A 23122-nucleotide genomic window follows, 5' to 3' on the forward strand; every position below is an offset into this window, starting at 1 on the left:
GTTTCGGTGACCCGAACTTTCTAGTCAGGTGGTTCTGAGCGCACAGCACCGGCGGAGATCACCGGCGAATCGCCAGGAGATGGAACTCGGCGAAGCGGTGACTGTCGTCGGCGCGCTTCACGGTCCGCCACTCCTCGTCGAAACCGGCGTCGGCCAGCGCCGCCGCCATCCGATCCGGGTGCCAGCGCCACGCGGGTGCCACGCGATGATCGAACTCGACGACCTCGCCCGCGTCGGTGGTCTGTCCCGCGATCAGCACGACGCCGCCGGGCCTCATTCGAGTGGCCCAGCCATGGAGAATGCCCGGGACGGATTCGGGCAGCACATGAATCAGGCTGAAACGCGCGACGATTGCCGCGATGTCGATGTCGTCGAGCTCGGGCGATCTCAGCCGTGCATCGTCGAGGACAAAGCGAAGGCGGGGATGCGACGACCTAGCGATCCGCACCATCTCCGTACTCGGATCGGCGCCGATGACATCGAGACCCGCGGCGGCCAGTTCCGCCGTCACACCGCCCGGCCCGCAGCCCACGTCGAGCACGGTTCCGGGCACGCCGCTCCCGCGGACATGGTCGACGAAGGCCTCGATGACGTGACGCTGCAGAGTGTTGGAGAACGGTGACGGGAACGTCGCGGCGTACAGTTCGGCGAGCGCGTCGTACCCGGGTTGCAAACCGTCCTCGTCGGCCGAACTCATGCGATCCGGACGCCGCGCGGGAGTTTGCCTGCCGGGATTCGGAGACGACGTGCTGCGACAACGTATCCGAGCCCGCCGAACACCAGGTAGATCCCGAGGCCGACGAACCATGAGTGGCCCATCTCGGACGTCTCGTGGGCTGCTTCACGGGCGCGATGTCCCGAGCGGTCGCCCTCGTCGACGTAGCCGTAGGAGAAACCGTAGGAGATGTCGGCACACGTCCGCGGGCCGATGTAGGGACCCGCCCGCACCGCCGACAGTGTCCGCGAGATCTCCTGGGCTGCCGTGCTGTCGGAGGTTCTCAGCGGGTTCTCCGGTGGCGAGGACACGGCGTCGGCCACGATGAAGAACGGGTTCGGGGCCAGGAGCCACCAGATGCGTTCGTGGTGATGGAACTCTTCGTCGCGGGTGACCTCCCGGCACGTCCAGGTCGGGGTGGGGCTCGATGGATCGGTCACCGCCGTGTCGGTGCGAACCACCGAATGCGTCTGCGCGACCGTCGGATACAGGAGTCCGAAGGCGACCGGCAGGCCGAGGAGGAGGAAGAAGACGGCCGATTGGGTCAACACCGCGGAACCCGCCGGTCGCGCCGTCACCGCGGAGAATCCGAGTCCGATTCCCGCGTAGCAGGCGAAGATCAGTGCCAGGACGATCGTGCCGAGCACACCGCGCCAGATCGGTTGGGGCGCTTCGATCACTCCCCAGATCAGATACGGGGCGGCGACGGCGACCAAGGCCAACCCCGCCACCCAACTCCCGATGAGCTTGCCGAGCGCCAGTTGCCAGTTGCCGATCGCAGTGTCCTGGACCACGGCCAGGGTTGCGTCCTTGCGGTCCCCGTTGATCGTCGTCGCCGCCAGCGTCGGCGCCACGATGATCCCGAGCAACAACAGGAATCCGACCAGGAGTCCGTACAGATTCGACGCCCAGCCGGTGTAGGTCCCGCCGAACACTCCCACGGCCAGGTACATCGATCCGAAGACCGCCAGCGAGGTCACGACGAAGGCGACGACCAGCGTGGCCTTCCACCTCGTCGTCCGGAGCCGCTGGCGCAGTTCGAGTTCGACGATGACCCCGACCATGCGCCACCAGCCGGTGAATGACGTGCGCGACGATGGCGCGTCGAGTTGCGTGATCATCGGCGCTCCGGGCCGAGTGCGAGGTAGGCGTCTTCGATGCCGGTGGACACGGGAGCGAATTCGCTGACCGCGGCCCCGGAGGACACCAGTTGTGCAAGGTGACGCGCGGCGTCGGACTCGTCGTCGAAACGGACGTCCCGCGCCTGCCCGGGAGGCTGCCCCACGAGTCGGATGCGCCATACTCCGCCGGCCGCGCCCTGCGGGGCGTGGGTCCGGCCCTCGGTCATCAGCACGACGTCGTCGACCATCTCCTCCAGCTCGGACAGAATGTGCGACGACACGAGGATCGAGCACCCGTCGTCGGCGAGGCGGCGCAACTGACTGCGCAGGTCCATCCGCGACCGCGGGTCCATGCCGGACGCCGGCTCGTCGAGCAGGAGGATGCGGGGCCGGTGCACCAAGGCGCGGGCAAAGCCGAGTCGCTGTTTCTGGCCGCGCGACAACTCGTGTGCCGGCCGCGTCGCGAGATCGGTCAGGTGGACCAACTCGAGGAGTTCAGCGGCGCGTTGCCGAGCCTGGGTGGTGGGCATTCCGTAGAGCTTGGCGAACGTCGTCAGGATCTCGTGCGCCGTGAGGCTCTCCCAGGTGCCGAAGATGTCCGGCATCCACCCGGTCAGCCGACGCATGTCGGTCGGCTGAACCGGGGCGTCGTCGACCGTGATCGTGCCGGTGTCGGGGGCGAGCAGGCCGGCGAGGAGCAGGAGCAGAGTCGTCTTGCCCGCCCCGTTGGGGCCGACGAGGCCGGTGATCCTGCCGGATCTGAGTTCGAGGCTCGCATCGGCGACGGCGGTGTGCCGACCGAAGGTGCGCGAGAGCCCGGTCGCGACCAGTGACATGCCTCGACCGTAGCCGAGAGTCAGATGACCCCGGCCTCGCGCAACGCCGCGACCTCGTCTTCGGACAATCCCAGCAACCCGCCGTAGACGGACTCGTTGTCGCAACCGGGGGCCGGGGGGCCGGCGTTGCGGATGCCGCCGGGGGTCTCGCTGAACTGAGGTACCACGCCCGGTCCCAGGACCGTGCGCTGCGCGCGCTCGTCGTAGTGTTCGGCGATCATCCCACGCTCCTGCAGGTGCGGGTCGGCGACCACCTCGGCGACGGTGTTCACCGGACCCACGACAACGCCTGCCGCGCCGAGGATCTCGGTCAACTTCTCCGGGGAGTGCTGTCGTGACCAGTCGCCGATGAGGGCGTCGAGTTCGTCCTGGTTGCGGCCACGGGCGGCGTGATCGGCGAACCGATCGTCGGTCGCGAGTTCGGGCTGTCCCATCGCTGCGCACAGTCTCGCGAAGACCGAGTCCTGGTTGGCGGCGATGATGACGTGGGTGCCCTCGCTGGTGGGGTAGAGGTTCGACGGCGCGATGCCGTCGAGGCGGGTGCCCGACGGCCCGCGCACGACGCCCCCGGCGTCGTAGTCCGCGATGGCCGATTCCTGAACCGCCACACAGGATTCGATGAGCGAGGTGTCGACGACCTGCCCCTTGCCGGTCACCGAACGCCGGACCAGCGCGGCGAGTGCGCCCTGCGCCGCGAACATCCCCGCCAAGGTGTCGCCCAGCGAGAGGGCGATCCGCGGCGGGAGCTGGCCCGGGTACCCGTTCAGATGACGCAGCCCGCTCGCGGCCTCGGCGACCGAGGCATAACCGGCGCGGGTCGAATCCGGGCCGGTCTGGCCGTAACCCGAGACACGCACCACGACGATGCCCGGGTTGCGTGCGGACAGCACGTCCGGGCCGATGCCGAGCCGCTCCAGCGTTCCGGGGCGGAAGTTCTCGACGACGACGTCGGCGCGCTCGGCGAGATCGAGGAACAGCTCGCGGCCGCGATCGGACCGCAGGTCGAGTGTGATCGCTCTCTTGTTGCGCCCGTGGACCGTCCAGTAGAAGCGGTGGCCGTCGACCTCGGCCTGGCCCCAGGTGCGGATCGGGTCGGGCTTGCCCGGCGCCTCGATCTTGATGACCTCGGCGCCCATGTCGCCAAGCAGGCGGGCCGCATGTGGCCCCGCGATCAACGTGCCCAACTCGAGGACGGTGACGCCGTCGAGCGGGCCGGAAACGCCCGTCGACTCGGCGGAGGTGTCGGTCATCCGACCAGTGTGGCCGGTCACAGGCGCGCGGCCAAGCGGCGACCCGTGGACAGCTTGAAACAATTCATGACCGATGTGTCAATGACGTCGAGATCCCGCTATGGTGTGTGTCGTCCAGCACATATCGGGAGGCTTTGCAGATGGTTGATCACGCGACGAGCACGGGACTCCTGCCGGATATCCGGCTGACCGACATGCTGTCGGGGGTCGCTTCGTTGCGGGGAGACGCCGGAACCATCCTGCGCACCCTGCCGCAGATGCTGCCCAAGCCGCCGACGACCAAGATGTCGATCGGCAAGCGGTTCCAGCAGAGTGTCGAGAAGTATCCCGACCGGGACTTCCTGCGGTTCGAGGGCACCTCGATCACCTATCGAGATGCCAACGCGCGGGCGAACCGGCTCGCGGACTTCCTGATCCGGGAGGGCGTCGGTCGCGGAGACGTCGTCGCCGTGCTGTCGCGCAACCACCCCGACGTGGTCATCACCATGCTCGCCATCGTCAAGACGGGCGCGATCTGCGGCATGCTGAACTACAACCAGCGGGGCACCGTTCTCGAACACAGCCTCGGCCTGATCGAGCCGAAAGTCGTTCTCTACGAGCGCGATCTGTTGGAGGCGCTGGAGTCGGTGCCCGCCGGGTGCCGCCCGGCCAAGGAGTTCACCTTCGACGAGCTGGCCACCCTGACCGCGCGCTGCTCCCCCCTCGACCTGGCGGTCACCGAGTCGATCGAGGTGGGATCGACCGCCATCTACATCTTCACGTCCGGCACCACCGGATATCCCAAGGCCAGCAAGATGAGTCACTATCGATGGCTGGTCGCCCTGAACGGTATCGGCGGACTCGGCATCCGGTTGCGCGGCGACGACGTCATGTACACCGCGCTGCCCTTCTATCACAACAACGCGCTCACCATCTCGGTCTCGTCGGTCCTCGCATCGGGCGCGTGCCTGGCCATCGGCAAGCAGTTCTCGGCGTCGAGATTCATCGACGAGATCATCGAGAACGACGCCACCGCGTTCGCCTACATCGGTGAGCTGTGCCGCTATCTCCTTGCGCAGCCGCCGAAGCCGACCGATCGTGCGCACCGCCTGCGCCTGGCCGTCGGCAACGGTCTGCGCCCGGACATCTGGGATGCCTTCACCGAACGCTTCGGCATCGACCGCATCGTCGAGTTGTACGCCGCGAGCGAGGCGAACATCGGATTCATCAACGTGTTCGGCTTGTCCAAGACGGCCGGGTTCTCACCGTTGCCGTACACGATCGTCGAGTACGACGAGGAGACCGGTGAACCGTTGCGCGGTCCCGACGGCCGGGTCAAGCCGGTCGGCCGAGGCGGAACGGGTCTGCTTCTGGCGCAGATCAACTCGCGGGTTCCCTTCGACGGCTACACCGACCCGGCCGCCACCGAGCGCAAGATCGTCCGCGACGCGAAGCGCAAGGGCGACAAGTGGTTCAACAGCGGAGACGTCGTCCGGGACCAGGGTTTCTCACACATCGGTTTCGTCGACCGCATCGGGGACACCTTCCGCTGGAAGGGTGAGAACGTCGCGACCACCGAGGTCGAGGCCGTTCTCGACGCCCATGCGTCCGTCGAGGAGGCAGTCGTGTTCGGCGTGCCCGTCCCCGGGGTCGATGGCAAGGCCGGCATGGCCGCCATCAGCTTGCGGGACGGGGAGTCGTTCGACGCGGACGGGCTGGCGCGGCACGTTCGCACCGGATTGCCGGCCTACGCATTGCCGCTGTTCGTGCGGATCGTCCCGCAGCTCGAGCACACCTCGACGTTCAAGAACATGCGCACCGAGCTCCGTAAGCAGGGGTACGCCGAGACCGGTGACGACCCGCTGTACGTGTTGGCGGGCGAGAAGTACGTGGAGTTCTATCCCGACTTCGTCGACGAACTCGCCGGGGCGCGCCGGAAGAGCTGACGCGTCAGGCGGGTCGTAGCGCGGACAACCGCTCGCCGACGAAGTCGAGCGCGCTGCGCTGCCACAACCCGATGTGATCCAACATCGGGTGGCCGCCGCCGGGTACGGGGATGAACTCGGCGTCGACACCAGTCGCGGCGAGTTCGTCGATGCCCTTGCGGGTCCGCTTGGCCAGCGTCCGGGTGTCGGCATCTCCGTGTACCGCGACGACGCGCGCACCGGGCTGGATGTGTCGCCAGTCGGCGAACTGCCACCACGGCGCGAGTCCGAGGACGCCGATGACCCGGCGGTCTGCGGCGAGATGTGCGGCCACGCGCCCGCCCATGGAATGGCCGATCGCGACGACCGGGACGCCGGGGTGCCGGCGACACATCTCGTCGAGTGCGGCGCGTGCGGGCAGCATGGGCGAGTTCTCGTCGCCGTTCCAGCCGTACACGCGATAGCGGACCTGGTGCACGCGCACCGACCGTCCGAAACGCAGCCGGAGTGACCAGGTGAACGGGTACATCCGCAGCGCGGACGGCTGCCATGGCGAAAAGGGCTTGTGACTGTTGTCGGTGCCGCCCGGGAGGACGAGCACGAGCAGGCCCGGGGACGGGCGTCCGGGCGACAACAGCCCGGACAGTCCGGAGATCAGCATGTGTGCAGGGCCTTCCCACGCGGCGTCGACGATCGTCTCACCGTAGCGATTCGCTCGCCGCGGCCGATTGGATCGGTTCGTCATCCGGGCGAACCCGGCCGGGAGTGGCAGAATCGCGGTATGGCACATCCTCGCGCTGGTACCTTGGCCCTGCCCGAAGACCTGGTCGATGTGGACGCGTTGGTGCGTGCCTACTACGACAACGTCCCCGACCCGTCGGACCCGTTGCAGCAGGTCGTGTTCGGGACCTCCGGGCACCGAGGTTCGAGTTTCGACAACGCGTTCAACGAGGCCCACATCCTCGCCACGACGCAGGCGATCGTCGACTACCGTCGCTCGGCCGGCATCTCCGGTCCGCTGTTCATCGGCTTCGACACGCACGCGTTGTCGGTCCCGGCATGGCGTACCGCGCTGGAGGTGCTCGCCGCCAACGAGATCACGGTCTTCACCGCGGAGAGCGATTCGTTCACGCCGACTCCTGCGGTCAGCCGCGCCATCCTGACGTTCAATCGCGACAACCCAGGGGTCTCGTCCGACGGCATCGTCGTGACGCCGTCGCACAATCCTCCGGGTGACGGCGGGTTCAAGTACAACCCGCCCACCGGCGGCCCCGCGGACACCGCGATCACCTCGGTCGTGGCCGCACGCGCCAACGAACTGCTCGCGCAGAAGCTCGACGGTGTCAAACGCATCCCCTTCGAGCGGGCACGCGGCGGCGAGTACGTGCACGACTATTCGTTCCTGCTCAATTACATCGACGGACTCGGCGACGTCGTCGACATGACGGCGATCCGCGACGCCGGCATCCGGATCGGTGCCGACCCGCTCGGTGGTGCGTCGGTCGGTTACTGGGCGCTGGTCGGTCTGCGGTACAACCTCGACCACCTCACCGTCGTCAACCCGACCGTCGATCCGACGTTCTCGTTCATGACGCTGGACACCGACGGCAAGATCCGGATGGACTGCTCGTCGGCCAATGCGATGGCATCCCTCATCTCCGCCCGCGATGCCTACGACATCGCGACCGGCAACGACGCGGACTCCGACCGTCACGGCATCGTCACCCCCGACGCCGGCCTGATGAACCCCAATCACTATCTGGCCGTCGCGATCGACTACCTGTTCACCCATCGTCCGCAGTGGTCGGAGTCGGCGGCGGTCGGCAAGACACTCGTGTCGTCGTCGCTGATCGACCGGGTGGTCGCGGGAATCGGGCGGCCGCTGCTCGAGGTCCCGGTCGGATTCAAATGGTTCGTCGACGGTCTGTTGAACGGCCGCGTCGCGTTCGGCGGCGAGGAGAGCGCCGGGGCGTCGTTCCTCACGTTCGACGGCAGCCCGTGGTCGACGGACAAGGACGGCATCATCATGGCGCTGCTCGCGTCGGAGATCCTCGCCGTCACCGGCAAGACGCCGTCGCAGCGGTACGCCGAACTCGCCGAGGAGTACGGGTCGACGGCCTACGCAAGGATCGACGCACCGGCGTCCCGGGAGCAGAAGGCAGTGCTGTCCAAGCTGTCGTCGGACCAGGTGAAGGCGACCGAGCTCGCCGGCGAACCGATCTCCGCGATCATGACGTCGGCGCCAGGCAACGGTGCGGCTATCGGCGGGCTGAAGGTGACCACCGAGAACGCGTGGTTCGCGGCGCGACCCTCGGGCACCGAGGACGTGTACAAGATCTACGCCGAATCCTTCAGGGGCGCAGAACATCTCGCGCAGGTGCAGAAGGAAGCACAGCAGGTCGTCGACGCGGCGCTGGAGAGCTGAACGCCACCCGGCGCCGAACGTCCGGGACCTCACGATGATCCCTCAGACAATTTTCAGTGCTGCGCGGATATTGTCGGAATGTGAGCAAGAAGCGTAAGCCGGGAGCCTCGGTGCCCCGCACCACCAACTCGAAGTATCAGCCGAGCGCGCCGTCGAACACCATGACGTATGTGCTCGGCGGGGTCGCGATCCTGGTGATCGCGGGTCTCGTCATCGGTGGGATCTGGTGGAGCGGGCGTGACAAGGGCGAGGCCGACCAGTCGGCGCTCGCCTCGAGTTCGACGATGATCGTGGGCCCGGAGACGGCGCCCCTCATCGACGTGTTCGAGGACCCCATGTGTCCGGTGTGCAAGGTCTTCGAACAGCAGTCGGGTCCCGCCATCACCAAGGCGGTCACCGAGGGCAAGCTGCGGGTCCGCTACCACACCCTGAACTTCCTGAACTCGCGGTCGGCGACCGGTGACTACAGTTCCCGTGCGTCGGGCGCCCTCACCTGCGTGGCGGGCGAGCAGAACACCGACCTGTTCATGCGGTTCCACAGCGCGCTGTTCACCGCCCAGCCCCCGGAGGACGGCACCGGCAACATCACCAGCCCCGAGCTGGCGCGGATGGCGACCGAGCAGGGTGCGACCCCGGCCACCGCCACGTGCATCACCGACAACGCGAAGGTCGCGCAGGCCGAGGCAAACGCCAAGAAGTCGACCGACGAACTGTCGAACGCCACCGGCGGTCAGGTCGGCACCCCGACCGTGCTGCACGACGGCAAGCCCGTCAACGGCGTCCTCGAGGGCAACGCCTGGCTCGACAGCATCCTGGGCGGCAACAACTCCTGAGTCGTGGGACGCCGACCCGACACCGGTCGGGTCGGCGTCCTGGCGATTTGGCTGGTATCGCCGAGATGGTGTAACTTCGCCAGTGCCCTTGAACAGGGCGGAACAACAAAATTCGGGGCTATGGCGCAGCTGGTAGCGCACCACACTGGCAGTGTGGGGGTCAGGGGTTCGAGTCCCCTTAGCTCCACTCCGCGTACAAGGCTCGAACTCTTGCCCGAAGAATCACTGGGCTGAGTTCGGGCCTTGTCGGCGTTCCGAGCCCAGTTGAGCGCGTCGGCGTTGATCTCGGGGTCGAGCAGCATCTCGAAGGGCCGGTTCTTTTCGACGCGCAGGTTGTCGTCCTCCTCGATGCAGACCTTGGTGAATAAGGCTTGGTTGCACAGGCGCCGGTTGGCGTCGTCGCACCGGGCGTAGATGTCGGCGCAGTTCTCCAACAGAGTGAGCGCCTCCTTCAGGTGCGCGCGGGCGTCGGCGTAGTGGGCTTGCAGCAGTCGTTCTTGTTCGTGTTTAAGCCGGTCGCGGCGGGTGGTGAGGCGGGCGAGTTCGTCGGTCTCGGCGGCCACGAGCTGGTCGAACTCGTGGTGCAGCATCCCGGCGAGGGCTTCGCGGTGAGCCATCAGCCTCGGTCTTAGCCGAGGTCATCGCCTGCTCCGCAGCCTTGATGTGCGACCTGAGCCGCGCCAAAGAGTCCTCGATGAACTCCTCTTCGCCGTGGCGATGAGTCGGCAAGCAGAACGCAGGATCGCGCAGTATGCCGCACTAATGTCGCTGCACTACGTGCCTGGTCAGTGTTCGGCGCAGTGATCGCCGGCGTGGAGAAGCTAATCGAGGACTACTAAGGTGCACGACCCTGGCTGACCGTCACGGACAGGAACTGCCTGTCCGCGAGTGCATCCGCCGATAGCCGCGCCTTCCGGCAGACCTGACGCCTGCCCGTCGCCTCCCGCCCGGCCGACAATCCGAGCTCGTCTCTGGCCCCCTCTTCACGTTGACACGCCTCTTGCAGGTCGAAGTCACAGCGTGCCCTCGCGGGTGTCCGCGACAACAAAGCGAGGGGCCGCCCGTTCGCGCTGGGTGTCTCTGGGAGTCCGCATGGAAGAAGCGAGGTCGTCGCCATTCGACGGTAGAATCGGGGCTAGGGTCCGGGTTCCCGTCGATCCTTAGCGACGACACGATCGAGGAGCCCGACGATGAGCTACCGCAACAAGACCTATGTAGCCTTCGCCAGCGAAGACATCCACAACTACCGACTCATGACGGCCTGGCGAGCGAACAAGAACATCGAATTCGACTTCACCAACGCACACGACATCTACGAGGCGCGTGACACGAGCACGCCTGAGACGATCAAGCGGCGACTGCGGGAGCGTCTGAACAACACGAAGCAGGTCGTTCTGCTTGGCAGTCCTGCCGCCCGACGCAAGGGAGGCGACGGCTCCTCGTTCCTCGCCTAGGTCGGAGCGATCATTTCCCTTGGCCTTCCTGTTGTTGTCGCCAATCTTGACGGAGCCCGTCGAGGCAAGAGCAGCACCAACATTCCTGCCCCCTTCGCTGACAAGGACTACTTCACGATGTCCGTGTCGTTCGGGCCGACGATCATCAAGTACGCACTGGACCACTACGTTCCTGACTTCAATAGCTCAGACAAGACCGGCCCACACAGTTACAACGAGTCCGTGTACGAGAGCCTGGGGCTGAATAAGTAGTGCGCCACAAGCGGTCACTACGACGGTACGCGGGAAGATTTGCCCGTCGCTTCTTGGAAGCCCTGGGTGCGTTGGCTGTTGTGAGCGGCGCCCTCGCGCTATTCGCACCCAATCTTCTGAAAGGTCAGTGGTGGCTTCTAGCCGTCGCGGGAGCACTAGCCGTGGGGTGGGCGCTGTTCTCCCTGCGACAAAAGGACCCCGAGCAGAGATTTCCCTCAGAGAGCATCAGCATCCGCTTGATCGAGGGCGACCTGTTCGAGCAGAGGGCGTCAGCCCTCGTCGGGATGACGACCACGTTCGACACAGAGCCAGGCATCATCGAAAACGGCAGCGTTCAAGGCAATCTGCTTCACAGGATCTACGGTGGATCACAGACGCGACTTGATGCCGAACTCGCAACCGCGCTGACAGGTATCGGGCCAGTGGGCACGATCACGAAGCCCGGCAAGGAAGACGTCTATCCAGTCGGGACCGTTGCCGTCCTCAACGGAGAGGGCACGACCCGCTACTACTGCGTCGCCTACACCTGCATGGACGAACACAACCGCGCTCAGGGCACGATCCGAGGCATCCTGGACAGCCTCGACAGCGTGTGGGATGCCGTTGATCGCAACGGCAACGGTGAGGCGATCTGCGTGCCGCTGCTCGGCCAGGGGCAGTCCCGTATCCCTGAGCTGACGGCCGAGGTCGCCGTCAGGCTCATCGCGTTCTCGTTCCTCCTCCGCGCCCGGCGCGTACGGTTCTCGAAGGAGTTGCGCATCGTCGTGCATCCGAACGAGATCGGCAAGATCGACCGCGCCGAGTTCCAAGCGTTCCTGCGATCCTTGGTCGCCGGATGAACGAGAACGAGAGCAGCCTCGACATCCCCGAACAGGAGCCGTGCGCATTCTGCGACTACCTCAATGGGGTGCGTCCATTTACGGTCCTCTATCGCGACGATCTGATCGCTGTGCTCGTCACAAGAGAACAACGCGGCATCGACACCTGCTCGTGTTGCCGGTGCGGCATTACCCGACCCTGTTGGAATCCGAGCCCAGCGAGCGTCATTCGATGATGGACACCCTCGCGTGGGACGCCGCAGCGATCGACGCTACGTTCGAGCGCCCGGGAATCGCGGTTTGGCAGAACAACGGCACCGCAGCGCACCAAGCCATCCCACACCTCCACTTTCACATAGCCGGCACTCTGACCGGAGGAGGCACCGACTTCGGCGACGTTCCCGAACTCACCGTGGAGCAGACCGATCAGATAGCCGCACGAATTCTGGCGGCAATCCGCTTCGCCCCCGATCTCGGATCAACACCCCACTAGTCTCGTTCCAGGAGTAGCGCGGCCATCCACCCCCATGTCACACCCCAAGGTGATGACCCTGCGCGTTGTTGTCACTCGCCCACCTGTCTACCGAAGGCGCTGGTGCGGTGGCGGTCTCGATGTGCGTGTTGACATTGCCTCCGTATACTCCAATACCGGGTCGCAAGGGCCACCGCGCCCTGCCGGTTCGGGCCGCACCCGCAAAACGCCACGACGTATCGCCGGAATTGATCCCGTCAGCGGACGGACCGATGAGCGGCGGCATGCGGCAAGCTCTCGATGGGCAGCGGCAGCTGATCGAGGCCCGTGTTGACGCGGTACTCGATACCGCCCGCGATGCCGGAGCGGCCTGGACGGGGCCCACTCAGTGAGCCGCCGCGCGACCCGCGCAAGACAGTGGCGTGACGAAGCCACGCCGACACCATCGCCGTCTACCGCGACCGGTGCAGCATCGCCGACGACACACCCCTTAGCCCCGCGCCGGAGAAGATCGACCGTGCCAGGGCTGAGGCCGCACTCCGGCAGCTCGCCGGCCAGCCCGAGCCACGCCGACAGCAACGACCACCCGCCCCGACCCGGCAAGGGCCGAGCCTGTGAGAACACGCGGGCTGACGGCGGCTACGGCTGGTGCATTTCCGTATACCGGAGCGGGCGTGTCGTCCCGGAACTGGGTAGCAATCGTGGTACGCATGAAGGTGACGACGTGTCCGCGTCGCCGTATCGGCGTCCCTTCCCAACGCCATCACGTTGAAGGACGCCCCTCATGCCCAGGAGTTTCAGCACTCTCACTCTCGGTACCTCGCACGCTAGCGGCAGCTCCCGAGGTCGCAGCGGAGACACGCCGAGTGACCGCACGGATAGGGGCATAGCGATCACACGGGGCTGTCGATACCAGCTCGTAGCGTGTCACCCGAACGCGTTGGGCGCACGAGCAGGCGGGGATGCTCTGTGAGTGGCTACAGCAGGGCCCAGTTCGGCGCCACGGTGCGCAACGGCTTCTCGAACCGTCGCGACCGCGCCAACATCATCGAGCACGTCGCGCTCACAGCAAGCTCGGCGCTGGAAACCAAATCCCTCGGGCACCCGGACTTCGAGGACCTCCTGGTCGGCGCCAAGCGGACCGCCCCGATGGTCGCCGCCTTTCTTGACCTGACGAACTTCACCGGGCGCACATTCTGGGATGACCAGGAGGAGGCTGCCGACCTCGCCGACGCCGTGCTCTCCGGCTTCATCGAAATCGTCAGCAACTTCGGCGGTCACCCTCTCGGGCTGCGCGGCGACGGACTATTTGTCGGGTTCAGCCCCGGCGACCCAGCCTTCACCGCCACCATGGCGCTGAGCGCTTGCGCCTTCGCCCTCGATGCGGTCGAGCAGGAGGTCAACCCCTGGCTGGAACGACGCGGCATGGCCCGAGTGCAGGCCCGCGCGGGCCTCGACTTTGGAAGCATCACCTTCATCCGGACCGGCAACAGGTACAGCAATGAGATCAACCCGATCGGCTTCGCCGCCAACTTCGCCGCGAAGTGCGAGAAGGTGGCTGACTCCTGGGAGATCGTCGTTGGCGAAGGTCTCGCCGACCTCCTGCCGGACTACCGCTACTTCTCCGAGCACGAGCGGTCACCCAAGCGCTACACGCGCGATTACCAGACCGAGTCCTACAAGTTCTTCCACTACCGCTGGCGCAACACCCTGCCGCACCTGCCCGGCGTGATCGAGACTCTCGGCGGCATCCCCACCTCGCAGATCCATAGCCGCTAGGAGATCGACATGTCCATGCCCGCCCTGCTCAGCCACTTCGGCATCAACACCGCCCGGTTCGTCACCCAGACCGGCGAGATCGTCTTCGACGGCGTCACGAAAACTGTCAACGGCTTCACCCACGCCACCCTCGGAGTTGTCACCCCAGTCGCGAAGCACACCTTCCACGGCGGCGAGGACGAGCCCGACGACATCCCCGCTGGGCCCGCCGTGTGGTGGGATGACGAGACGCAGCTCGCCCGCCATATCGAGGCTATGGAGACCTCATTCCCGGACTTCGTGTACGTGGCACCCGACGATGACTCCGGCCCGTGTTGGGGCGGCACGATTGACACCCGTCGTGGCAAGTTCGACGTAGGCATCTTCCCGCGCCGCGACCAGGCGCTGCCTCGCGTTGTCGTCTTCAACCGCCGCCTCGGTGCGCAGGCGGGCCGCAAGTGGCAAGACTCGCCCCACCTGTACCTCAACGGGAACCTGTGTATCGCTGACCGCAACGACTGGAAGCCCGCCGAGCATACCGTCGCGACCGTCGCGGCGTGGGCTGCGCACTGGCTGGCCGCGTACACCGAGTGGCGGATGAGCCGGCGTTGGCCCGTCGAGGGGGTGCATACCGTTGCTTCCTAGCCGCTGGCGCAAGACGGCGCCGAAAGATGCGCCCGATGCTGATCATGCCGATGGCGCCTTCCAAGCCATGGACCAGATGGCAAACTGGGTCCGGTTTGCCGACACGAAGGCGACCATCCTCACCGCCGGACTCGGTGTCGTCCTGACCATGCTGATGACGAACGCCGGCACGATCACGAGCGCCATCAAGACGGGCTGCCCAGCCGCCTACGTCGTAGGCACTCTCTCAGTCCTCTTGCTGATCGCCTTCGGGTACACCCTGTTCTGGCTAATCCGCGCCATCGGACCCCGGAGCAATGTCGCCTACAGCACGCTCAACCGGTTCGCCTGGCCCACGCTCACCAAGGCGACTATCGACCAGTTGGCTGACCACATGAAGAAGGTCGACGTTCGCACCGACGCGTGGCAGCAGGTGCTCGACCTGTCCGTACTCGCGAACCGCAAGTTCGATGCCTGCGGACGGGCGGTCAAGGGATTCGCGGTCCTTATCGTCCTCGGCGTGGCGACCGTGACACTCGCGGTCAGCTTCACCTCCTGGCCTGTCGCCGGTGGATGAACTCGGCTTGTAGTCGAGCATCAGTCTCTACTCGCTTCTGAAGACTGCTCCTCGGTCAGTGACCCCGGAGGAGGTGGGCTCACGCGGCCGGCCGCGAACATGCGTCGGTTTGCCCAGCTCAGGTCACGGATGTCGACGTCCTGAACAGGCTCGTGGTACCAGGGGTCGTCGCCCGCGGGCGCGAGCTGGTTGAACGCTTCCTGATTGAAGTCCGGGGACAGCTTCCAGTCGGGCTTGGTCCCGAGGATGGTTTGGGCTGATACCAGACGCGAGGCGAGAGTTGAGAGGTCTGTTGCACCCGACTCCAGGAGTTCGTGGATGGGGGTCCGAAGCAGTTCCGGGCGATGGCCTAGAACGAAGTGGACCTGATATCCGACACCAGAACGGGTCTGCGCGTCATCACCCTGCTTCAGGTGATCCAGGAAGTTACTGGCAGAGTCGTTGACTAGCATGTCCGTTACCTCCTCGTACCAGGACGGTTTCTCGGACCGATACGCGTGGTCAATGCTGTTCGTCAGCCTCGTCCATGTTCGGATGCGGAGGGGTGGGCCATCGAGTTTCCAGATTACGGCTCGAACCGCCCCTGGGGACGCCGCCTTGTCCAGCCCGACGAGCAGCTCGCCAATCCAGCTGAGGAGCTGATCCTGGTCACTGAATGGCGCGTCATTATCGGAAGGTAGGTCATTAGCGATCCCGGCTAGAGCGTCAGCCAGTTTGATCCGGCCCGCGTCCGTGGCTGGCTGGTTCGTCGGGCTGAGGCACTTGCTTACTATTAGGCCTCGAATCTTGTCTGGCGTTCCGACAAAAAGGCGCACCAACGATGTAGCGTCTCCCGCCGCTGCGGTTGCGACTGCGGCCTCGACAGTGGCGTCGCTGACATCGTGGTCGAGGATGCCCATTGCGAAGTATCGATCGAAATACTCCTCGTGCTGGACGCTCTGACGCCGACGGCTCCCGTGCACTGAGAGCTGCTTCTTCTGACGGACCTTCGGGAACAGCGAAACGAGCAGCTTGCGAGCGGTGCTCCGGCGCTCGGACGGGACGACGTCCAACAGCGGTTCGATGTCGAACGGCTCGTACTCGAACGACTTGGCTTCGGTTTTCAGTTCGCCGGTGTGACCGGAGACCAGCTCACTGCGGTACCGCGGTATTGAGTTGAACAGAGCCGGGAAACTGACTCGAATGAGAGTCAGTAATTGAACGTCCTCGTCATCGACCTCGTCCATAGGCAGAAGTGGGATGTGGTGCTGCAGCTGGGCAAGGTAGCGGTCGATCGCTCGCGGAGTCGTCAACAGGTCGGTGAAACAGTCGACCAGTCCACTGAGCCGGCCGTCGTCCGCACCATCTTCAATTGTTTCTCGAGAGACGCGCGCGAGCCCAGTATTCAAACGCGAGATCTGCTGCTGCCGCAGCAACGGAGGCACAAAAAGGGGGTACTGGACGATCTTCTCCATAAACCGCTCCGCCGAACCGTCGTGGGGATTGACCGCACTCGATGCGATCATGCTCCGGTAAAGGGTCTCGTCGTCGTAGGCCAGCAGGTATTGAACGCCGTCGAACCTACCTAGTAAGCGAACAACCTTCAGGAGAATTAACAGTTCGTCCCCGTGAAGCCGATCGATATCGTCGACTACTACAAGAATCGGCTTCTTGAGTTCCCTCAGTTCCTCCGACGCCTTATTGAACGCCACTTGCCACGACGGTGACTTCGCCAAGGCCTCACCTGCGAGCCGGACGCCTTCGGCGGCCGCGCTTCCAGCGATGGGAATCAGGTTCGCAGCAGGTGCAGCGACCGACGCTGTTACCGCGAGTGCCCGTCGGACCTGCTGACCCTTCTTCTTGGGAAGAGCTTCGGCAAGAGACGAGTAGAACTCAGCGAGCAGCCCGGGCACATCACTCGTTGCCCAGGGAGTGAACCTAGCTGCGGCCCACTCGGGATGCTCTCTCTGCAGTTCTTCGACGATCATGTTCACCAGCGACGTCTTGCCGCTACCCCAGGGTCCACTGAGGCCGAAGACTGCGCTCGACTCGAACGAGTGCGTCGTGTGGATCAGCTCCGCGGCCCGCCGTGCGTACGGCAGACGCCCGAGAGCGTCGTGCTCTCCCGTGCGGAGTGCCTCGTCTGTCCAAGTCGTAGCGGTCATGTGCCAATTGTCCTCAGTCCGATGGGGCGATGTCCTTACCGTCGATGACTTCGGTCGCGATGTAGGAGCTGACGTTCACAGGCAGGCGGTGGGACTCTCGAAGAGTGTGACGCCAGCTCCCGCACGGGCACCCCATCGCCGTAGCCGGTGGGCAGCTTAGCTCGATTGGAGATGCTCAAACGGGTTTGAGACTGACGCGAATTCTCACCCACGGGACCGCGCCCATCGGCGATCCGGGCACCCTGAGCGCGCGGCCGACGAGTCCGAGAACCCCGAGAAAGCAGAAGATCAGCGATCCAAGCGGCTTGTGGCGGTTGAGAAGCTGCTACGGAGGTCCACCCGACGAAGCCCGTTCCGACTCATGTCGGGACGGGCTTTGTCGTCGTGTGGCCACAGCGCGGGTTCGGCTACCGACCGTCCCGGCGCGCGATCTCGGGTCCCACCACCCTCGGTATTTGTACCGATGACAGCTGTCACCCCTCCGATGATGCTGTGTTCACCGACACACAGGTTCGGACGGAAGGAACGATCGTGGCAACGACAACCGGATACATTTGGAACACGCTCTACGGGTGGGCGGACACGGGCAGCGGCGGCGTCTTCCCGCCCAGCGTCGACGCACTGACCCAGCCCATCGCGCATCACGTCGCACACCCCGACACCAAGAGGCGGCTCCACGAGTTGATCACTGCCTCCGGATTGATCAACTCGCTGCGACAGCTCGAGCCGCCGCCCGCGACCCGCGAGGATGTCCTCCGTGTCCATGACGCCGCCCACTACGACCGCATCGTCACCGAGAGCGCCCTACCCAAGGGCGGCGACGCCGGTGACGGGGTGTCGCCGTTCGGCAACGGTGGGCACCACATCGCGCTGCTCGCGGCCGGAGGCGCGATCGAGGCCGTTCGCGCGGTGGCCGACGGCACCGTGAGCAACGCCTACGCACTGATCAATCCTCCGGGGCACCACGCCGAGCGCGCCACCGGCCGCGGGTTCTGCATCTTCAACAACGGCGCGATCGCCGCAGCTCATGCCCTCGACGTGCTCGGGATGCAGCGGGTGGCGATCGTCGACTGGGATGTCCATCACGGCAACGGCGCCCAGGACATCTTCCGCGAGTCGTCGAAGGTGCTGAACATCTCAGTGCACCAGGATCGCTGCTTCCCGTCCGACTCGGGGTTCCGCGACGAGCGGGGTTCCGGCGACGGGTTCGGCTACACGCTCAACGTCCCATTGCCTCCCGGCGGCGGAAGTGGCGCATACGAATACGCCTTCGACGCGGTGGTCCTGCCCGCACTGCGTGCGTATCGCCCCGATCTCATCATCGTGGCGAGCGGATTCGACGCCTCCATGATGGACCCCCTGGCGCGGATGATGTTGCGCGCAGACGGATTCCGATCGCTGGCCCGCAAGATCATCGACGTGGCCGATGAGGTGGCCGGCGGCCGACTCGTCTGCCTCCAAGAAGGCGGCTACAGCCCGTACTACGTTCCGTTCTGCGGGCTGGCGGTGGTCGAGGAGCTCGCCGGGGTCTCGACCGGAACAGCCGATGCGTTCGCGCCGATCCTGGGGCCCATGGGAGGTGACGACCTGCTCGCCCACGAGCGTGAGGCGGTCGACGCGGCGAAGGAACTGTTGGCGGACATCACCTAGGGAACGAGTCGCGGTAGATCCGTGCCAACTCGGCGACGGGCGCTGTCGCGGGGCCGGGGACGACGGTCGCGGTCGCCGTCGCCCTGGCCGCCGCCTCGGTCCGTCGGTTCACCCCGAGCTTGCGTCGGATGTTCACCATGTGCGTGTGCACCGTCCGCGGACTCAGATTCAGTCCCGCGGCGATCGCCGCGTCGGTGCGTCCCACCACCAGCCCGCTGAGTACCCGCACCTCCTGTCGACTCAGGTGCCACACCTGCTCGGAGGTCATCGGCCGCGCGGTCAGCCTGATGTCACCGAAATCCCCCAGGCGCGAGAGCGTCACCCGGTACCACGCGCCCCGGTGCCACCACAGGTGTCGGAGTTCATCGGCGGTGCAGGTGACGAAGTCGTCCACGACGCGGGCGAAAGGGTCGTCGGCGACGAACGGCACGTCCACCGGACCGGCCGGGAGGAACTGCGAACCCTGGCGGAGATAGACGGTGGACGAGGTGGGTGCGACCGGATCCGCGGCGCCGGCCGGGAGCGTGGTCGGCGGGGTTCGTCGAACGGTCCCGGCCGCCTGGTCCGGTCGTAGGACCAGCGCCAACAAGCCCGACAGGTCGCGGGCCAGGGCGCGTTGGGGCGCAGCGAAGGCATCGGGGCGTCGAGCGGAGAAATGCGCGAGGCCCAGGTAGTCGCCGCCGTCGAACAACTCGACCGTCATCCCGTCCACGAAGCCCTCTGCTCGCAGATACTGCTCGAACAACACCGTGCGGGTGAACTCTTCGCGGACCGCGCCGCCGACATCACTGATCGACAGCGGCAGTCCGTCTCCGGGGCTGAGCCGGCTGGTGAACCCGATCTCGTAATCCCGCGGGAACAGATGCTGAAGGGCCCAGGCCGAACCCGAGGTGTACCCCACCTGCGAGACGATGCGAGAGCGGGCGCCCCTCGGCTGATGGACGAGCAGCGCGGCGTCGAAGCGCACATGCCCCTGGAGCAGCTGCACTGCCCGCGTCAACTGACCCTGCGTCAGATCGGTTGCCGGATCGCCCATTTCGCCAGTGTAGAGGCGGCCGGCGCAGGCCGCTGCAGGTTTGTCACCCCGGTGACGTCGGTCAGTCCCGCCCGATACCCACCGGCATGGGCAGGATCTCGACGCGCGCAAGACCCGAGGTGACAGCCGGGTCGGCGGCGCTGATCGCGCGGACCGCCTCTTCGGAGTCGGCGCGCACCACACCGAGACCCCAGTTCCCGGCCGGATCGACGACGGGGCCGAAGATCACCGCCGTCCCGTCGTCGAGCAGTCCTGACCAGTAGGCGCTGTGTTGCCCCATGATGGCGGCCTCGTCGTCATCCATGTCGCCGGGACCGAAAGTAGGCCGTGGCGGCACGAGTTTGTACACGAAATGGGTCATGACGATGCCTCTCGGTCAGGGGTGGGTGTTGATTCGATGACGGCGACCGACGCCGCCAACGCGGTGGCCCAGCCGCCGGAATAGGCGCCGGAGCGGTAACCGCCCGGCGCCGCGCAGTCTTGGCGTAGCTGGGCATCGCTGAGGTGCTCCCACCCGCGGTGTTCCACGGACACCCTGGTGAGCGTGTCGCCGAGTGCGGTGAACGTCAGCTCGACCTCGGTGGGTTCGGGGGTGTTCAGCCACGACATCACGAAGCGGCCGGGCGGTTCCCAGACGGTGAGCCGGCCCCACTCTGCCGTGGTGCCGTCGTCCCACGTCTCATAGACCCGGCCGCCCGGGTGTTCCTCGATCGTCACCGTGCGAGCCCGGTCGCCGCCGACCGACATCGGCTGCAACGGCCACCAGATGCCGATGGTTCGCACGAATGTGACGAAGACATGGTCGAGATCGCTTCGGACGGTCACGTTTTGGCGTATCGGTGGGCGGAGCAGAGGTAGGAGGGAACGGTCACCGGCGTCGTCGGGGTCGACGCGTGTGAATTCATCCGGCACGGTGCACCTCGGCGTCGGTCAGTCCGCGCTCGGCCTCCACGAGTTGCCGCGCCATGTCGAGAGATGACGCCCACATGCCGTCGAGCATGCCGCGCAGTTGGTCGATGCCCTCCGGTCGCGTGCGGTAGATGCGCCGCGTTCCCTCGCGCCGTTCGACGAGAAGCCCCGCGTCTTTCAGAACCGAGATGTGCTGCGAGATCGCCGTCCGACTGACCTCGAAATGCGCGGCGATCTCGCCCGCTGCCAGCTCGTGCCCGGAGACCAGCTCGAGGATCGCGCGGCGTCGGGGCTCGGCCATCGCGCGCAAGGCCTCGTCGATGCCCGGCCGGTTCCCGGTCACGTCCGGAGTCCGCTTGATGTCCTCGCGGACGGTGCACACACAGCGCCCATCAGAACTCCTACGGTCCCGTGATCGTCGATGATCACTAACGTTAGCGGATGCTGACGAAGACCGCAGCTGATTCGGAGATCCGACGCCGGTCGTCGATCTGACGAGCCCGCCTCGGTGGTCGGTGGCGTAGCGTCACGATGATCCGAACACCCCGTCCCGAAAGGGCAGACATTGGCGATCGAGTCCCCGCGGTGGCTGCTGCTACCAGGAACGCCGCTGACGCCGTCGGTGTGGGACGGCGTGCGGGCCGAGTTGGCCACGCACGGCGAGGTGGTCACCCCGGAGATCAACCCGCCGGCCGGTGACGTCGACGCCGACCTGCAGCTCCGGCTGGCAGCCGACGTCGTGGAGACGGCGGCGACCGACGCGCCCTGGCATGTGGTGGGCCACTCCTTCGGCGGTCAGGTCGCACTCGAGTTCGCGCTCATGCGGCCCGATCTCGTCTCACACCTCACCCTGCTGTGCACCCGGGACACCCCGTTTCCGGCCTTCGGTGCGGCGGCCGCCGCTGTGAACGCCGGCACCGTCGATGTCGACGCCACGCTCCGCCGTTGGTTCAGCTCGGCGGAAGTGCTCGACGACGGTCCGGTCGTGCGATATGCGCGCCATGCGGTGACCACCGCAGACAAGGCGTCGTGGGCGTCGGCACTGCGTGCGATTGCAAGCTTCGACTGTTCGCAGCGCACGGCGTCGATCGCCTGCCCGGTGAATGTTGTTGCTGCCGAACATGACACCGTGTCCGACGTCGACGCCATGGAAGCGATGCATCGTCGAATCCCGGGCTCGGACTTCGCGGTCCTCGACGATGCGTGGCACATGAGCATCTTCGAGGACCCGGTCGAGCTGGCGCGACTCCTCCGACGCTGACGGGCACGTACAGACTCTCGCTCACCCATTCCGTTCCCGATCACCGAATTTCGGTGCGCGGGAACGGAATGGATGAGCGGCATGCCGTCGACCTTGCTATGCGGCATCCTTGATGATCTGTCGCTGCGCCGTGAACATCTCGGCCAGGTTCTCGGTGACCTCGGGGTCCAGCGCAGGGGGAGAACTGTCGACGGTGTTGTGTGTGACGGAGAACGACACGCCCCGTTCCTCACCGATCACGAGGATGCCCGCCAGATTGAGTTCGAAGGCGCCGACCTTGTACGCGCCGGTCATCCGGACCGCCTTGTATCCGCCGTCGATCGGTAGGTCCACCTCGTCGAGCGTGAGCGCGACCGGGACATCACCCTCGCCGAGAGTCAGGGTGAACGAGGAGCAGGCGGAGAGGATCTCGTCGAAGTCGTCGTACCCATTGTCGGCGGGTTTGGTGACGTCGGCGCTGTAGTTGTCCAGACCGAACAGGATCTCGCTCGACGACGAGGTCTCGGTGAGCTCGCGTTCGGCTCGTTCGTTGGTGGTCCGCTGGGAGTTCACCAGCGTTGCGCATTTCTCGTTGTCGACGGTGCTGTCGTCGTCATTCTGATTGCCCGTCTCGGTGGTGAAATCACCGGTGATGTCCGGGAACTGGTCCTCCGGCAGCACCATCTCGAGCGCCGACGCGGTCGGTACGGAGGGCTCCTCGTCACCGCCGCTCAGGGTCAGGGCCAGCACCACCGCGACGACGACGAGAAGTACCAGGACGAGCCCGCCGCCACCGATGAACCACCATTTCTTGCCGCCGCCGGACTTCGGCGGGGGAGGTTGATGGCCGTAGGGCTGCTGCCCGAACGGTTGTTGACCGAAGGGTTGTTGAGCGTTGGGTTGCTGACCATACGGCTGCTGGCCCGACGGTTGTTGACCATACGGTTGTTGGCCGTACGGCTGCTGGCCCGACGGCTGCTGACCATAGGGCTGCTGACCGGCGGGCGGCCATCCGGGTTGCTGCGGCCCCTGCGGACCCATGGCGGTCGGTTGGTTGGGGTCATAGGGAGTACCCACGGTCGGCTCCTCGGGGTCGGGTGACCT

23 protein-coding genes and 1 tRNA gene are annotated in these 23122 nt (G+C 65.9%); 13 read left to right on the forward strand and 11 right to left on the reverse strand.

The window, feature by feature from the left end; genetic code table 11:
* Positions 1-58 precede the first annotated feature (58 nt).
* From MAY35_RS19315 to MAY35_RS19330, 4 genes are read right to left on the reverse strand one after another with little or no spacing between them, the layout of a single operon-like run.
* Positions 59-697 carry a trans-aconitate 2-methyltransferase gene (locus tag MAY35_RS19315; RefSeq protein ID WP_238422904.1) on the reverse strand — a complete coding sequence of 213 codons (639 nt, stop codon included), beginning with the start codon at positions 695-697 and terminating at the stop codon, positions 59-61.
* A complete protein-coding gene (locus tag MAY35_RS19320; RefSeq protein WP_238422905.1) occupies positions 694-1836 on the reverse strand; it encodes an ABC transporter permease in 1143 nt (380 codons plus the stop codon). The genes MAY35_RS19315 and MAY35_RS19320 overlap by 4 nt, the downstream gene beginning before the upstream one ends.
* Positions 1833-2672: an ABC transporter ATP-binding protein gene (locus MAY35_RS19325; protein WP_238422906.1), complete on the reverse strand. Its 840-nt coding sequence runs from the start codon at positions 2670-2672 to the stop codon at positions 1833-1835. The genes MAY35_RS19320 and MAY35_RS19325 overlap by 4 nt, the downstream gene beginning before the upstream one ends.
* A gap of 20 nt (positions 2673-2692) precedes the next feature.
* Positions 2693-3922, reverse strand: coding sequence for a CaiB/BaiF CoA-transferase family protein (locus MAY35_RS19330; RefSeq protein ID WP_238422907.1), 1230 nt, complete (start codon positions 3920-3922; stop codon positions 2693-2695).
* 140 nt (positions 3923-4062) lie between these two features.
* Between MAY35_RS19330 and MAY35_RS19335 the strand changes: the two genes are divergently transcribed.
* Positions 4063-5847 (forward strand): long-chain-acyl-CoA synthetase, encoded by a 1785-nt coding sequence (locus MAY35_RS19335; RefSeq protein ID WP_238422908.1) that lies wholly within the window; start codon positions 4063-4065, stop codon positions 5845-5847.
* 4 nt (positions 5848-5851) lie between these two features.
* Here the strand turns inward: MAY35_RS19335 and MAY35_RS19340 are convergent, their stop codons facing one another.
* The gene (locus tag MAY35_RS19340) at positions 5852-6487 is read right to left on the reverse strand and encodes an alpha/beta fold hydrolase (protein WP_238422961.1); all 636 of its coding nucleotides are present in this window, start codon (positions 6485-6487) and stop codon (positions 5852-5854) included.
* Between the two features lie 120 nt (positions 6488-6607).
* Between MAY35_RS19340 and pgm the strand changes: the two genes are divergently transcribed.
* The 10 genes from pgm (at position 6608) to MAY35_RS19390 (ending at position 15039) form a co-directional block, all read left to right on the forward strand.
* Complete coding sequence (gene pgm, locus MAY35_RS19345; protein WP_238422909.1) at positions 6608-8251, forward strand: phosphoglucomutase (alpha-D-glucose-1,6-bisphosphate-dependent); 1644 nt, start codon at positions 6608-6610, stop codon at positions 8249-8251.
* Positions 8252-8331: 80 nt separating this feature from the next.
* The gene (locus MAY35_RS19350) at positions 8332-9084 is read left to right on the forward strand and encodes a DsbA family protein (protein ID WP_238422910.1); all 753 of its coding nucleotides are present in this window, start codon (positions 8332-8334) and stop codon (positions 9082-9084) included.
* A gap of 114 nt (positions 9085-9198) precedes the next feature.
* Positions 9199-9271 (forward strand) — tRNA-Ala (locus MAY35_RS19355).
* A 184-nt stretch (positions 9272-9455) separates the two neighbouring features.
* Complete coding sequence (locus MAY35_RS19360; protein ID WP_238422911.1) at positions 9456-9716, forward strand: hypothetical protein; 261 nt, start codon at positions 9456-9458, stop codon at positions 9714-9716.
* Between the two features lie 558 nt (positions 9717-10274).
* Positions 10275-10538, forward strand: coding sequence for a TIR domain-containing protein (locus tag MAY35_RS19365; RefSeq protein ID WP_238422912.1), 264 nt, complete (start codon positions 10275-10277; stop codon positions 10536-10538).
* Positions 10539-10870: 332 nt separating this feature from the next.
* Positions 10871-11629: a macro domain-containing protein gene (locus MAY35_RS19370; RefSeq protein WP_238422913.1), complete on the forward strand. Its 759-nt coding sequence runs from the start codon at positions 10871-10873 to the stop codon at positions 11627-11629.
* 160 nt (positions 11630-11789) lie between these two features.
* Positions 11790-12101, forward strand: coding sequence for an HIT family protein (locus MAY35_RS19375; RefSeq protein ID WP_238422962.1), 312 nt, complete (start codon positions 11790-11792; stop codon positions 12099-12101).
* 948 nt (positions 12102-13049) lie between these two features.
* Positions 13050-13859: an adenylate/guanylate cyclase domain-containing protein gene (locus MAY35_RS19380; RefSeq protein WP_238422914.1), complete on the forward strand. Its 810-nt coding sequence runs from the start codon at positions 13050-13052 to the stop codon at positions 13857-13859.
* 9 nt (positions 13860-13868) lie between these two features.
* A complete protein-coding gene (locus MAY35_RS19385) occupies positions 13869-14483 on the forward strand; it encodes a hypothetical protein (protein WP_238422915.1) in 615 nt (204 codons plus the stop codon).
* 76 nt (positions 14484-14559) lie between these two features.
* Complete coding sequence (locus MAY35_RS19390; RefSeq protein ID WP_238422916.1) at positions 14560-15039, forward strand: Pycsar system effector family protein; 480 nt, start codon at positions 14560-14562, stop codon at positions 15037-15039.
* A 20-nt stretch (positions 15040-15059) separates the two neighbouring features.
* Here the strand turns inward: MAY35_RS19390 and MAY35_RS19395 are convergent, their stop codons facing one another.
* On the reverse strand, positions 15060-17183 hold the full coding sequence (locus MAY35_RS19395) for a KAP family NTPase (RefSeq protein WP_238422917.1): 2124 nt from the start codon (positions 17181-17183) through the stop codon (positions 15060-15062).
* 531 nt (positions 17184-17714) lie between these two features.
* Here MAY35_RS19395 and MAY35_RS19400 point away from each other — a divergent pair.
* A complete protein-coding gene (locus tag MAY35_RS19400; protein WP_238422918.1) occupies positions 17715-18833 on the forward strand; it encodes a class II histone deacetylase in 1119 nt (372 codons plus the stop codon).
* On the opposite strand, the gene MAY35_RS19405 is transcribed toward MAY35_RS19400, so the two are convergent.
* The 4 genes from MAY35_RS19405 to MAY35_RS19420 form a co-directional block, all read right to left on the reverse strand.
* Positions 18826-19869 (reverse strand): helix-turn-helix transcriptional regulator, encoded by a 1044-nt coding sequence (locus MAY35_RS19405; RefSeq protein ID WP_238422919.1) that lies wholly within the window; start codon positions 19867-19869, stop codon positions 18826-18828. The genes MAY35_RS19400 and MAY35_RS19405 overlap by 8 nt on opposite strands.
* Before the next feature lie 61 nt (positions 19870-19930).
* Positions 19931-20230: a YciI family protein gene (locus tag MAY35_RS19410; RefSeq protein WP_238422920.1), complete on the reverse strand. Its 300-nt coding sequence runs from the start codon at positions 20228-20230 to the stop codon at positions 19931-19933.
* Positions 20227-20781 (reverse strand): SRPBCC domain-containing protein, encoded by a 555-nt coding sequence (locus tag MAY35_RS19415; RefSeq protein ID WP_238422921.1) that lies wholly within the window; start codon positions 20779-20781, stop codon positions 20227-20229. Before MAY35_RS19415 ends, MAY35_RS19410 begins: the two co-directional genes overlap by 4 nt.
* Positions 20771-21121 (reverse strand): metalloregulator ArsR/SmtB family transcription factor, encoded by a 351-nt coding sequence (locus MAY35_RS19420; protein ID WP_238422922.1) that lies wholly within the window; start codon positions 21119-21121, stop codon positions 20771-20773. The genes MAY35_RS19415 and MAY35_RS19420 overlap by 11 nt, the downstream gene beginning before the upstream one ends.
* A gap of 222 nt (positions 21122-21343) precedes the next feature.
* Here MAY35_RS19420 and MAY35_RS19425 point away from each other — a divergent pair, with 222 nt between their 5' ends.
* Positions 21344-22039 carry an alpha/beta fold hydrolase gene (locus MAY35_RS19425; RefSeq protein WP_238422923.1) on the forward strand — a complete coding sequence of 232 codons (696 nt, stop codon included), beginning with the start codon at positions 21344-21346 and terminating at the stop codon, positions 22037-22039.
* A gap of 96 nt (positions 22040-22135) precedes the next feature.
* On the opposite strand, the gene MAY35_RS19430 is transcribed toward MAY35_RS19425, so the two are convergent.
* Entirely contained in the window at positions 22136-23095 is a 960-nt protein-coding gene (locus tag MAY35_RS19430) for a hypothetical protein (RefSeq protein ID WP_238422924.1), read from the reverse strand.
* Positions 23096-23122: the final 27 nt, after the last annotated feature.

Origin of the sequence: Gordonia sp. 'Campus' (assembly GCF_022206305.1) — a bacterium.
GTDB lineage: Bacteria > Actinomycetota > Actinomycetes > Mycobacteriales > Mycobacteriaceae > Gordonia.